General features: G+C 59.4%; 12 protein-coding genes. 9 read left to right on the forward strand and 3 right to left on the reverse strand.

All coding sequences use genetic code 11. The annotated features are described in order from the left end of the window. Nucleotides 1–146: 146 nt before the first annotated feature. Both J3361_RS26730 and J3361_RS26735 read right to left on the reverse strand, forming a co-directional pair. Nucleotides 147–488: a pentapeptide repeat-containing protein gene (locus J3361_RS26730; protein WP_072411725.1), complete on the reverse strand. Its 342-nt coding sequence runs from the start codon at nucleotides 486–488 to the stop codon at nucleotides 147–149. Between the two features lie 91 nt (nucleotides 489–579). Then, nucleotides 580–2,136, reverse strand: a complete 1,557-nt coding sequence (locus J3361_RS26735) for a bifunctional aminoglycoside phosphotransferase/ATP-binding protein (protein ID WP_207967071.1) — start codon at nucleotides 2,134–2,136, stop codon at nucleotides 580–582. 117 nt (nucleotides 2,137–2,253) lie between these two features. Here J3361_RS26735 and mrcB point away from each other — a divergent pair, with 117 nt between their 5' ends. From mrcB to J3361_RS26750, 3 genes are read left to right on the forward strand one after another with little or no spacing between them, the layout of a single operon-like run. Continuing rightward, a complete protein-coding gene (mrcB, locus tag J3361_RS26740) occupies nucleotides 2,254–4,572 on the forward strand; it encodes a penicillin-binding protein 1B (protein WP_207967072.1) in 2,319 nt (772 codons plus the stop codon). A 16-nt stretch (nucleotides 4,573–4,588) separates the two neighbouring features. Next, nucleotides 4,589–5,308, forward strand: coding sequence for a hypothetical protein (locus J3361_RS26745; protein ID WP_207967073.1), 720 nt, complete (start codon nucleotides 4,589–4,591; stop codon nucleotides 5,306–5,308). After that, the gene (locus J3361_RS26750; protein WP_186709145.1) at nucleotides 5,308–5,637 is read left to right on the forward strand and encodes a YqcC family protein; all 330 of its coding nucleotides are present in this window, start codon (nucleotides 5,308–5,310) and stop codon (nucleotides 5,635–5,637) included. Before J3361_RS26745 ends, J3361_RS26750 begins: the two co-directional genes overlap by 1 nt. A gap of 6 nt (nucleotides 5,638–5,643) precedes the next feature. On the opposite strand, the gene J3361_RS26755 is transcribed toward J3361_RS26750, so the two are convergent. Further along, a complete protein-coding gene (locus J3361_RS26755; protein ID WP_207967074.1) occupies nucleotides 5,644–6,066 on the reverse strand; it encodes a DUF4124 domain-containing protein in 423 nt (140 codons plus the stop codon). Between the two features lie 400 nt (nucleotides 6,067–6,466). Here J3361_RS26755 and J3361_RS26760 point away from each other — a divergent pair, with 400 nt between their 5' ends. The 6 genes from J3361_RS26760 (at nucleotide 6,467) to msrQ (ending at nucleotide 12,447) form a co-directional block, all read left to right on the forward strand. Continuing rightward, nucleotides 6,467–8,191: an acetolactate synthase 3 large subunit gene (locus tag J3361_RS26760; protein WP_186709149.1), complete on the forward strand. Its 1,725-nt coding sequence runs from the start codon at nucleotides 6,467–6,469 to the stop codon at nucleotides 8,189–8,191. Nucleotides 8,192–8,193: 2 nt separating this feature from the next. Next, nucleotides 8,194–8,685, forward strand: a complete 492-nt coding sequence (ilvN, locus tag J3361_RS26765) for an acetolactate synthase small subunit (protein WP_003205610.1) — start codon at nucleotides 8,194–8,196, stop codon at nucleotides 8,683–8,685. A 45-nt stretch (nucleotides 8,686–8,730) separates the two neighbouring features. After that, nucleotides 8,731–9,747: a ketol-acid reductoisomerase gene (gene ilvC, locus J3361_RS26770; protein WP_003185459.1), complete on the forward strand. Its 1,017-nt coding sequence runs from the start codon at nucleotides 8,731–8,733 to the stop codon at nucleotides 9,745–9,747. A gap of 145 nt (nucleotides 9,748–9,892) precedes the next feature. After that, complete coding sequence (gene pssA / locus J3361_RS26775; RefSeq protein ID WP_053125264.1) at nucleotides 9,893–10,738, forward strand: CDP-diacylglycerol--serine O-phosphatidyltransferase; 846 nt, start codon at nucleotides 9,893–9,895, stop codon at nucleotides 10,736–10,738. Nucleotides 10,739–10,813: 75 nt separating this feature from the next. After that, complete coding sequence (msrP, locus tag J3361_RS26780; protein WP_207967075.1) at nucleotides 10,814–11,827, forward strand: protein-methionine-sulfoxide reductase catalytic subunit MsrP; 1,014 nt, start codon at nucleotides 10,814–10,816, stop codon at nucleotides 11,825–11,827. Continuing rightward, entirely contained in the window at nucleotides 11,827–12,447 is a 621-nt protein-coding gene (msrQ, locus tag J3361_RS26785; protein WP_207967076.1) for a protein-methionine-sulfoxide reductase heme-binding subunit MsrQ, read from the forward strand. The genes msrP and msrQ overlap by 1 nt, the downstream gene beginning before the upstream one ends. Nucleotides 12,448–12,797: the final 350 nt, after the last annotated feature.

The following is a 12,797-nucleotide window of genomic DNA, read 5'->3' on the forward strand; positions in this document are numbered from 1 at the left end:
TTCTTTGGTGGGATTCGACGCAAAAGCTTCTAATGCATTACGCACGATGAGGTGGGGAAGGGCTGCATTCTCCAGCGCAAGCGGGGGCGCTGGAGACTTGTCGAACGTGGCAGGTCCGCCCTTTGGCTAACCTCGTTCAGGCCATATCAGCGGGTGCGGTAGCGCAACCGGGTGCCGAAATTCATGGACATCAGGATTTCGTCCGCAGACAGCTCGGGCGGGAAGTAGGCCCCGGATATTTGTGCATGGGCCAGGCTCGCCCCTTCCAATGACGATTTGCGGAAGTCGATGCCGCGCAAATCGGCGGAGCGGAAGTAGGCATCGCTGAAATCAACGTCGTCCGCGTTCAGTTCCCGCAGATCAAGGCCTCGAAAATCGCCGCCACGCATGTCGACCGGACCTTGTGGGCGTTCGCTGTTGAATCCGGCGATATCGTCTTTGCGCAGCAAGGCATAAAGCGGGGTAGTGAGAAGCTTGGGAAGGCTCATTTCATATCACCTGTTGGTTTTATGACGCCAGTATAGTGCCACTATTTGTCGGCCGTGAAGCCGGGCATCGCTTCACGGCCGAAATAATGATTTACAGGCCTGGCAGGCGCTGGCGGATCTGTGCGACCACGATGTCGAGCGTGCCGCTTTCGTTGGTTTGGACCCGTTTGCTGCAGAGAATTTCCGCCGGCGTCAGGGCTTCGCGGCTGGACTGTTGGGCGGCAATGACCGCCAGGTTCGCATCGGAGGGGTCTTGGCGGTCGGCCTGGCGCTGCGTCAGTCGGCTCTCGATGACCGCTTGCGGCGCGTCGCAGTCGAGGATCAGGAACGGAGCGCCGGTGGCCTCGGCGACTTTTGCCGCGGCATCGCGCTGTTCGTGCTTGAGGTAGGTGGCATCGATCACCACCGGGAAACCGGCGCGCAGGATCGTTGCGGCGACATCATGCAGGTGGGTGTAAGTGGCACTGCTGGCATCGCTACTATAGATGCCGGCCTGTGGATCGTTGGGGACCTGTTGTTGGCCGAACAGGCGCTTGCGCTCCACGTCCGAACGCAGGCGAATGGCCCCGAGTGCTTCTACCAGGCGCATCGCGACATGGCTTTTGCCAACGGCTGAAACGCCGTGGGTGATGGCCAGGAAGGGTGAAGGAATGGTGCTATAGCTTTCGGCCAGGTTGGCGTAGTTGCGGTATTGGCGCAGGGTGGTGGCGCGCTGCACCGGATCGGCTTCAGCCGGCATGCTGAACAGTGCGACTTTGGCCCGGACGAGGGCGCGGTAGGCTTTATAGAAGTTCAGCAGTTCCAGGCCCTGATAGTCGCCGGTCAGTTCCAGGTATTGGCTGACGAAACGCCGCGCCAACGATTTGAGGCCGCGATCTTCCAGGTCCATCGCCAGGAAGCCGGTGTCGGCGTAGACGTCGGTGAAACGGAACGGTTCGTTGAATTCGATGCAGTCGAAAATCACTACCTTGCCGTCGATCACGGTGGCGTTGCCCAGGTGGATATCACCGTGGCACTCGCGAATGAACCCATCGGCCTTGCGCTGGGTAAGCAGCGGCTTGAGGCGTTCGAAACTGCTTTCGGCCCAGGCTTGCAGTGCTTCGAGTTGCAGCAAGTCGGCCTTGTCGTTGAGGAACGGGCGGATCTGTTCGAAATTCTGCAGCACCGGCGCCATCACGCTTTGCGGGGTGCCGGCGGCATTTTCGGCGGGCACCTTGGGCGTTGAGAGGTGGAACTGGGCGATCTGGGCGGCCATCTCGTCGATGTGCGCGGTGGTCAGCTCGCCGTTGGCTTGCAGTGTGCTGAGCAATTGGCTCTGTGGGAATTGACGCATTTTCAGGGCGTATTCGATGGCCGGGCCGTCGCCACCGAGCTGTGGCGCTTCGGCGCTACCGGTGACCGGCAGGACTTCCAGGTACAGGTCCTGGGTCAGGCGCTGGTTCAGGCGCAACTCTTCGTCGCAGAAATGCTGACGCGCTTCGAGGCTGGTGAAATCGAGGAAACCGAAGTTGACCGGTTTTTTGAATTTGTAGGCGTATGGCCCGGTGAGCAATACCCAGGAAATGTGGGTTTCGATAACCTGGAACTCTTCGACGGGATGCGGATAGAGGGCCGGGTTTTGCAGGGCGGCGATCAGGGATTGGCTCACGGGCGGTCCTTCATAGGCTGGAAAAATTCAAGGCCGTCATTATGGCCGCTAGCCGCGCTAACGCAAACCGCGTGGGGCTCATGTTGAACCGCAGCAAAGTGCGTATAATCCGCCGCCATGACTCGTACCCGATCCCCCCGTACCCCCAAGAAACCACCCGCCAGCCGCCTGCGGCCCTGGCTGGGCTGGGCCCTTAAACTCAGCCTGGTGGGCCTCGTCGTGCTCGCCGGTTTTGCGGTCTATCTCGATGCCGTGGTCCAGGAGAAATTCTCCGGCAAGCGCTGGACCATCCCGGCCAAGGTCTATGCCCGGCCGTTGGAGCTGTTCGTCGGACAAAAGTTGAGCAAGGCCGACTTCCTGACCGAACTCGATGCCTTGGGTTATCGCCGTGAAAGCGTGGCCAATGGTCCGGGCGCGGCCTCGGTCAATGGCAATACCATCGACCTCAACACCCGTGGTTTCCAGTTCTATGAAGGCATGGAACAGGCGCAACCGGTGCGGGTGCGTTTTTCCGGTGATTACGTGGCTGCGCTGACCGGTGCCAACAACGCGAGCCTGTCGGTTGTACGCCTTGAGCCGCTGCTTATTGGTGGCCTGTACCCCAAGAACCTCGAAGACCGAATCCTGATCAAGATCGACCAGGTGCCACCGTTCCTGCTCGATACGCTGATCGCCGTCGAAGACCGCGACTTCTATCATCACTTCGGCGTCTCGCCCAAATCGATCGCCCGGGCCATTTGGGTCAACACCTCCTCGGGTCATATGCGCCAGGGCGGCAGTACCCTGACCCAGCAGTTGGTCAAGAACTTCTACCTGACCAACGAGCGCAGCCTGACCCGCAAGCTCACCGAAGCCATGATGGCGTTGTTGCTGGAGCTGCACTACGACAAACAGGAGATTCTGGAGGCGTACCTCAACGAGGTGTTCGTCGGCCAGGACGGTCAACGGGCGGTGCACGGTTTCGGCCTTGCCAGCCAGTTCTTCTTCAGCCAGCCGCTGTCCGAGCTCAAGCTGCATCAGGTGGCGTTGCTGGTGGGCATGGTCAAGGGTCCGTCTTCCTACAACCCACGTCGTAATCCGGAACGTGCCCTCGAGCGGCGCAACCTGGTGCTCGACTTGCTGCAACAACAAGGTGTGGCGACGGCCGAGCAAGTCGAAGCGGCGAAAAAGATGCCGTTGGGCGTGACCAAGCGTGGCAGCCTGGCGGACAGTTCGTTCCCAGGCTTCATGGACCTGGTCAAGCGTCAACTGCGCGAAGACTACCGCGACGAAGACTTGACTGAAGAAGGCCTGCGCATCTTCACCAGCTTTGACCCGATCCTGCAGATGAAAGCCGAAGCCTCGGTCGAGGACACCTTCAAGCGATTGGCGGGGCGCAAGGGCTCCGACGAAGTCGAAGCGGCCATGGTCGTGACCAACCCGGAAACTGGTGAAGTCCAAGCGATGATTGGCAGTCGCCAAGCCAGTTTTGCGGGATTCAACCGGGCATTGGACGCGGTGCGCCCGATCGGCTCGTTGATCAAGCCAGCGGTTTACCTGACCGCCTTGGAAAAGCCCAGCCAGTACACGCTGACGAGCTGGCTGTCCGACGAGTCATTCTCGGTCAAGGGCGCGGACGGTCAGGTCTGGACGCCGCAAAACTATGATCGTCGCCCCCACGGTACGGTGTTCCTGTACCAGGGGCTGGCGCACTCCTACAACCTGTCGACGGCTCGCCTCGGGCTCGAAGTCGGCGTGCCGAACGTACTCAAGACCCTGGCGCGCCTGGGGGTAAGCCGCGAATTCCCGGCCTTCCCGTCGATGCTGCTGGGCGCCGGTGGCCTTACGCCAATTGAAGTGGCGGCCATGTACCAGACCCTGGCCAACGGCGGTTTCAACACACCAATGCGCGGGATTCGCAGCGTGCTGACCGCCGATGGCGAGCCGCTCAAGCGTTATCCGTTCCAGATCCAGCAACGTTTCGATCCGGCGTCCATTTACCTGATCCAGAGCGCGATGCAGCGGGTCATGCGTGAAGGTACCGGCAGTTCGGTCTATAACGTGCTGCCCCGGACCCTGACCCTGGCGGGTAAGACCGGCACCAGTAACGACTCGCGTGACAGCTGGTTCGCCGGTTTCAGCCAGGACCTGCTGGCGGTGGTCTGGCTCGGCCGTGATGACAATGGCAAGACCCCATTCACCGGTGCCACCGGCGCGCTGCAGGTCTGGACCAGTTTCATGCGCAAGGCCGACCCGTTGCCGCTGGACATGCCGCAACCGGACAACATCGTCCAGGCCTGGGTCGATTCGCGTACAGGGCAGGGCTCCGACGCCAATTGCCCAGGCGCCGTACAGATGCCGTATATTCGCGGCAGCGAACCGCCACCCGGTGCAGCCTGTGGCGGCACGAATCCCGCCGAGTCGGTGATGGATTGGGTCAAGGACTGGATGAATTAAGCAAAGAGGGTTTCAAGTGAACAAGTGGTTGATTCCAGCGGTAACGGCCGTGGCTTTGCTCAGTGGTTGCTCTACCGTACAACGCGGTTCGATTCCGGTCGTCGATTCCGGCACCGCTGTGTCCAACAGCGAGCGGGTCTCGGCCAACGGCGGTTTCCGTCAAACGACGGTGAAACGCCCAGTGCAGGGCCAGACCCAGGCGATCCCGCAAGGCGACACCGGTGTAGTCGTAATGGTGCCTGGTGGTGGCGCGACGACTTCGGCGCCGATCAGTAGCACGCCGATCACGCCGGGCCCGATCACGCCAGGCCCTATCGAAACCTCGCCGATCAATCAGGGTAGCTACAGCATGCCCTCGACGCCGAGCAGCATCCCGTCGGCCAGTGCCGGTGGCTTGTCCGCCGATGAGCAACTGGACGGCCCGGTGCTGGCCCTGCTCACCACGGCACAACAGCAGCAGGCCGGCGGCGACCTCAACGGAGCGTCGTCCAGCCTGGAGCGTGCCCAGCGTGTGGCGCCACGTGAGCCCCAAGTGCTGTATCGCCTGGCCCAGGTGCGCATGGCCCAGGGCGATGCGCCGCAAGCCGAGCAATTGGCCCGCCGTGGCCTGACCTTCGCCAGTGGTCGCCCGGCACTTCAGGCCAGCCTGTGGGAATTGATCGCCCAGGCCCGTGAGAAACAAGGCGATTCGGCTGGCGCGGCGTTGGCCCGTCAGAAGGCCAAGGTTTCGCTCTAATGGATACGCGTTTTCCCCAAATCGCCGATCAGTTGTTGCTGATCGAGCGGGAGCTGCGAGTCCAGGGCTGGTGGAGCGATGTTTCACCTTCGGCCCAGGCGCTGGCCAGCGTCGAGCCGTTCGCGGTAGACACGCTGGATTTCGAGCAGTGGCTGCAATGGATCTTCCTGCCCCGGATGAAAGCCATCCTGGAAAACGACCTGCCGCTGCCCAACGCCTCGGGCATCCTCGCCATGGCCGAGATGGTCTATGCCCAGCGGCCAGGGCAGGGCGCCCAGTTGCAGCGGCTGCTGGCGCAGTTCGATCAGTTGATCAGCGACGTCGGCTGATCGCCATTACTGGCAGTGTTCCTCGATCTGCTGGCGGGTCTCATCGATCCGCTGGCGTCGCTCTTCATCCGTGAGGCGGCGCATTTCTCCCTCCACGTCTTCGCGCACCCTGGGGTTGTTCTGCAATTGCGCCAGGTTGGTCCGGGCCTGTTCGCAGAACGCCTTGAGCTGGGCTTCCTGCTCGGCAACCTCTTTCTTGACCTGTTGGTCGATGGCCTTTTGATCGCCAACGACCCCGCCTGAAGCGGGGGATGGTGGTTTGGGCGCTGGCGTTGCGGACTTGCCCACGGTCGTCGCTTCTACGCCTTGGGGCGGCTGGGCGCCAAAGTGGGTCACGCCTTGGGCGTCCACCCATTTATAGATCTGGCCGGCCATGCTCATCGGGCTCAGACCCACCAGCAGGCTGGCCGTCAATAACATCATTCGCATGCTGTTTCCTTGTCTTGGATTGCGCAATTGAAGCTAACACAGTTGCCGTTTAAGGGTTTTTTCTTGCGTTCTCATGCGCTTACTTCGAATAAAGCACATAGACGACTTGACTTGAAGGAGGCGAAACAGAAGAATCCAAAGTCCGCTGTAGAGGGACTGCCAGAAGCAGACCCACTCGGCAGATCATGAGGCGCATATCCGCGCCGACCTGTTACACCCGCAACGCGTTACCTCGCGCTGGGTGGGAAAGGCCCGCAACACTTGGGACGATCCCAATACTTGCTCAGTCAGTGCTGACGTAGTCGGCGACCACCGTCGCTCATGCTCTGCCGAGAAGTAAACCTATTAAGACCCGTCCCCTTTTGTGGGTCGGTATTCTGGCGTTTTAGAGGTGAACAACGTGGAGCTTTTATCTGGCGGTGAGATGCTCGTCCGCTTTTTGCGTGACGAAGGCGTCAAATATATCTACGGGTACCCCGGTGGTGCTCTTCTTCATGTCTACGATGCCCTGTTCAAAGAACCGGAAGTGACCCATATCCTGGTTCGTCACGAGCAGGCGGCCACCCATATGGCTGACGGTTATGCCCGTGCTACCGGCAAGGCCGGCGTGGTCCTGGTGACTTCCGGTCCTGGCGCCACGAACGCCATCACCGGTATCGCCACCGCGTACATGGACTCCATCCCGATGGTGATCATCTCCGGCCAGGTGCCTAGCACCATGGTGGGCACCGATGCATTCCAGGAAACCGACATGATCGGTATCTCCCGGCCAATCGTGAAGCACAGCTTCATGATCAAGCACGCGTCGGAAATCCCGGAAGTCATGAAGAAGGCCTTCTACCTGGCCGAATCCGGTCGTCCGGGTCCGGTCGTGGTCGACGTCCCCAAAGACATGACCAACCCGGCCGAGAAGTTCGAATACATCTTCCCGAAAAAAGCCAAGCTGCGTTCCTACAGCCCGGCGGTCCGGGGTCACTCCGGGCAAATCCGCAAGGCCGCCGAAATGCTGCTGGCGGCCAAGCGCCCAGTGCTGTACTCCGGTGGTGGCGTGATCCTCGGCGGTGGCTCCGCGCCGCTGACCGAGCTGGCGAAAATGCTCAACCTGCCGGTCACCAATACGCTGATGGGCCTGGGTGCGTTCCCCGGTTCAGACCGTCAGTTCATTGGTATGCTCGGCATGCACGGCAGCTACACCGCCAACCTGGCGATGCACCACGCCGATGTGATCCTGGCGGTCGGTGCGCGTTTCGACGACCGTGTGATCAACGGCGCGGCGAAATTCTGCCCGAACGCCAAGATCATCCACATCGACATCGACCCGGCGTCCATCTCCAAGACCATCAAGGCAGACGTGCCGATTGTCGGTCCTGTAGAGAGCGTGCTGACCGAAATGGTCGCCATTCTCAAGGAAATCGGCGAGGTTCCGAACAAGGAGTCCGTGGCCAGTTGGTGGAAGCAAGTCGATGAATGGCGTGGCGATCGCGGCCTGTTCCCTTATGACAAGGGCGACGGCAGCGTGATCAAGCCGCAGACTGTGATCGAAACCCTGTGCGAAGTGACCAAGGGCGATGCCTTTGTGACCTCCGACGTGGGCCAGCACCAGATGTTCGCCGCGCAGTACTACAAGTTCGATAAACCCAACCGCTGGATCAACTCCGGCGGCCTGGGCACCATGGGCTTCGGTTTCCCGGCGGCCATGGGCATCAAGTTGAGCTTTCCGCAAGCCGATGTCGCCTGCGTCACGGGCGAGGGCAGCATCCAGATGAACATCCAGGAGCTGTCCACCTGCCTGCAATACGGTTTGCCGGTGAAGATCGTGATCCTGAACAACGGTGTGTTGGGGATGGTTCGCCAGTGGCAGGACATGAGCTACGGCAGCCGTCACTCGCACTCCTACATGGAATCGCTGCCTGATTTCGTCAAGCTGGCGGAGGCCTACGGTCACGTTGGCGTGCGCATCACCGAATCGAAGGATTTGAAGTCGAAGATGGAGGAAGCGTTCGCCATGAAGGATCGCCTGGTGGTGATCGATATTGCGGTCGACACCAGCGAGCACGTCTACCCGATGCAGATCAAAGACGGCTCCATGCGCGATATGTGGCTGAGCAAGACGGAGCGTACCTAATCATGCGACACATTATTTCCTTGCTTTTGGAAAACGAACCGGGTGCGCTGTCTCGTGTTGTGGGCCTGTTCTCGCAGCGCAACTACAACATCGAAAGCCTGACCGTGGCGCCAACCGAAGACCCGACCCTGTCGCGTCTGACGCTGACCACCGTGGGGCACGATGAAATCATCGAGCAGATCACCAAGAACCTGAACAAGCTGATCGAGGTGGTCAAGCTGGTGGACCTGTCGGAAAGCGCTCACATCGAGCGTGAACTGATGCTGGTCAAGGTCAAGGCCACCGGCGCCCAGCGTGCCGAGATCAAGCGTACTACCGATATTTATCGTGGGCAGATCGTCGATGTCAGCGCCAGCGTCTATACCGTTCAGTTGACCGGTACCAGCGACAAGCTCGACAGCTTCATCCAATCGATCGGCACTGCCTCGATTCTGGAAACCGTACGCAGTGGCGTCACCGGGATTGCCCGTGGCGACAAAGTACTGAGCATCTAAACCAAATTAGCGAATGGCCTGAATGGCCGGATATAGGGGAAATTCATGAAAGTTTTCTACGATAAAGATTGCGACCTGTCGATCATCCAGGGCAAGAAAGTCGCCATCATCGGTTACGGTTCCCAAGGCCACGCCCAGGCGTGCAACCTGAAAGATTCCGGCGTTGACGTAACTGTCGGCCTGCGTAAAGGCTCGGCCACCGTTGCCAAGGCCGAGGCCCACGGCCTGAAAGTGACCGACGTCGCTTCTGCCGTTGCCGCTGCCGACCTGGTCATGATCCTGACCCCGGACGAGTTCCAATCGGCGCTGTACAAGAACGAAATCGAGCCGAACATCAAGAAAGGCGCCACCCTGGCCTTCTCCCACGGCTTCGCGATCCACTACAACCAAGTCGTGCCACGTGCCGACCTCGACGTGATCATGATCGCGCCGAAGGCCCCGGGTCACACCGTGCGTTCCGAGTTCGTGAAAGGCGGCGGTATCCCTGACCTGATCGCGATCTACCAGGATGCATCCGGCAACGCCAAGAACGTGGCCCTGTCCTACGCCGCTGGCGTGGGTGGCGGTCGTACCGGCATCATCGAAACCACCTTCAAGGACGAGACCGAAACCGACCTGTTCGGCGAGCAAGCCGTTCTGTGTGGCGGTACCGTCGAGCTGGTCAAGGCCGGTTTCGAAACCCTGGTTGAAGCCGGCTACGCGCCAGAAATGGCTTACTTCGAATGCCTGCACGAACTGAAGCTGATCGTTGACCTCATGTACGAAGGCGGTATCGCCAACATGAACTACTCGATCTCCAACAACGCCGAATACGGCGAGTACGTGACTGGTCCGGAAGTGATCAACGCCGAGTCCCGCCAGGCCATGCGCAACGCCCTGAAACGTATTCAGGACGGCGAATACGCCAAGATGTTCATCAGCGAAGGCGCCACCGGCTATCCTTCGATGACTGCCAAGCGTCGCAACAACGCCGCACACGGTATCGAAATCATCGGCGAGCAACTGCGCTCGATGATGCCGTGGATCGGTGCCAACAAGATCGTCGACAAAGCCAAGAACTAAGTCGCGAGCTTGATCGAAAAACGCGGCCTTGGCCGCGTTTTTTCGTTTGGGCGATGGCTTCTGGTATAAAGCTGCATCGTTTGCGGCCGAACCGTCGTCCCAGACATCTGTCGAATTTTTTTCACACCGTTGCAAGGTATTGTCCATGAGCGAACGTCCCGACGAGCCAAACCAGGCTCCTGACGCCGAAAGCCTGTTGCCCATCGATGAACACATCGAAGAAGGCCATGACGCTGAAGGCCGAAAGGTCCGGCATCGTGGCATCTATCTGCTGCCGAATCTGTTCACCACCGCGAACCTGTTCGCCGGTTTCTATTCCATCATCAGCTCCATGAGCGCCCAGGCCGCCTTGAGCGCTGGCGATAGCGCAGGGGCGAGTCGTTACTTCGCGTTCGCCGCCATTGCGATCTTCGTCGCCATGGTGCTCGATGGCCTGGACGGGCGCGTCGCCCGCATGACCAATACCCAAAGCGCGTTCGGTGCCGAATACGATTCGCTGTCCGACATGGTCGCGTTTGGCGTGGCGCCCGCCTTGCTGGCGTTCGGCTGGGCGCTGGGGGACATGGGCAAGGTCGGCTGGATGGTCGCCTTCATCTATGTGGCGGGTGCGGCGTTGCGCCTGGCGCGTTTCAACACTCAGGTGGGCAAGGCTGACAAGCGGTACTTCATCGGACTGGCCAGTCCGGCTGCGGCGGGTGTCGTGGCGGGTGTGGTCTGGGCATTCAGCGACTACGGCATCCAGGGTTCGAAAATGTCGTTCCTGGTGGCGCTGTTGGTTGCTGCGGCCGGGATGCTGATGGTCAGTAACATCAAGTACAACAGCTTCAAGGAGCTGGATTTGAAAGGCCGCGTGCCATTCGTTGCGATTCTGGCTGTGGTGCTGGTGTTTGCCGTCGTGTTCAGTGACCCGCCGCGTATCCTGCTGCTGGTATTCCTCGCCTATGCGGCTTCCGGCCCGGTGCAATACTTGTTGCGTCTTCGCCGACGCTAAACGTTGCCTTAATGTAATTTCCCCCATACTCCGCAGTCTATTGGTGCATCTGCCCTCCAATACTGCGGAGTTGTCATGCTAATCAAGATCCCCAAGTCGTCCGACTGCCGTGAATCGGACGTCACGCCCGAATCCCTTTATCTCTCCCGTCGCCAGATGCTCGGTGCAACCATGGCAGGGCTCGCCGTGAGCAGCTTGCCGAGATGGGCCAACGCTGCCGATGCGGCGCGTTATGCCGATGTCGAGCCGGGCAAGGCGCCGTCCTGGTTTGCCGAGAAACTACCTTCCGTGCAATGGGAGGCGGTCACGGTCAAGAACGAGTCCGTCACACCGTTCAAGGACGCGACCCATTACAACAACTTTTATGAGTTCGGCACCGACAAGGGAGACCCGGCAGCCAATGCCGGCTCCTTGAAGACCGAACCCTGGAGCGTGGTGGTGGACGGGGAGGTGGGTAAGCCGGGGCGCTATGGGTTGGAAGACTTCATGAAGCCTTATCAACTGGAAGAGCGGATTTATCGGCTGCGCTGTGTTGAGGCCTGGTCCATGGTTATTCCGTGGATCGGCTTTCCCATCTCGGCATTGCTCAAGCAAGTCGAGCCGACCTCAAAGGCCAAGTACATCCGCTTCGAAACCCTTCAGGACCCCAAGGTAATGCCGGGGCAGCGTTCCGGTTTCGCCTTGATCGATTGGCCGTATGTGGAAGGTTTGCGATTGGACGAGGCAATGAACCCGTTGGCCATTCTTGCGGTGGGGATGTACGGGCGGGAGTTGCCGAACCAGAACGGCGCGCCGCTGCGGTTGGTGGTTCCTTGGAAGTATGGGTTCAAAAGTGTGAAGTCCATCGTGCGCATCAGTCTGGTGAGCGAGCAGCCGAAGACCACGTGGCAAAGCATTGCGTCTGATGAGTACGGCTTCTATGCCAACGTCAATCCAACAGTCGATCACCCGCGTTGGACCCAGGCACGTGAACGTCGTTTGCCGAGCGGGCTGTTCAGTCCCAATGTGCGCGACACGCTGATGTTCAACGGCTATCAGGATGAAGTCGCTTCTTTATATGCAGGGATGGATCTGAGGAAGGACTACTGATGCGTTTTCCTGTCTGGCGAGTCAGCGTCTTCATCGCGACGGCGGTCTGGCCGTTGTTCTGGCTTTACGAGGCCTTGATGAATTCTTTGGGGCCTGACCCGGGCAAAGTGCTGGTGGATCGACTTGGGTTGGGGACGCTGATCCTGTTGTTGATCACGTTGAGCATGACGCCGTTGCAAAAACTGACGGGGTGGGCGGGGTGGATTGCAGTCAGGCGCCAGTTGGGATTGTGGTGCTTTGCTTATGTCGTGCTGCATTTAAGCGGATATGCGGCGTTCATATTGGGCTTTGACTGGTCGCAGTTGGGCGTCGAGTTGAGCAAGCGGCCTTATATTATCGTCGGGGCGCTTGGGTTTCTCGGGCTATTGGCATTGGCGGTTACATCCAATCGCTACAGTCAGCGACGTTTGGGTGTGCGCTGGAAGAAACTGCATCGCTTGGTGTATCTGATTCTGGGGCTTGGGTTGCTGCATATGCTGTGGATTGTGCGGGCGGATCTGAAAGAATGGGCGATATACGCTTTTATAGGTGCCTTGCTATTAGTGCTGAGGGTTCCGTCGGTTATGCGCCGGATCCCGCGTTTGCTGGGTAGGAAAGTGCCTTCTGCAACAAAAGCGTAATTAAGGGTTGACGGCAGATTCTGGAAGTCTATAATTTGCCCCACTTCCGGCGCAGTCGAAACGGGAAACTCCTTGAGATTCAATGAGTTAAGTAGGTTTCGACGGTGTTGGGCTTCAGTTCATCGAAGCTTGAAAGGAGCAGATAGAGCGGTGTTGTTTGGCTCTATCGGCGATTCGGTCTTCTCGATCGAAAGCGGTGAAAAAGAGGTGTTGACAGCAGCGGGTAACGCTGTAGAATTCGCCTCCCGCTAACGAGAGATCGGAAGCGCAAGTGGTTGAAGTTGTTAAGGATTTCCAAGCGAAACTTTGAAAACTTCTTAAAATAACCGCTTGACAGATACACGGGGTGC

Origin of the sequence: Pseudomonas sp. OA65 (assembly GCF_017498305.1) — a bacterium.
Classification (GTDB): Bacteria; Pseudomonadota; Gammaproteobacteria; order Pseudomonadales; family Pseudomonadaceae; genus Aquipseudomonas; species Aquipseudomonas zanjanensis.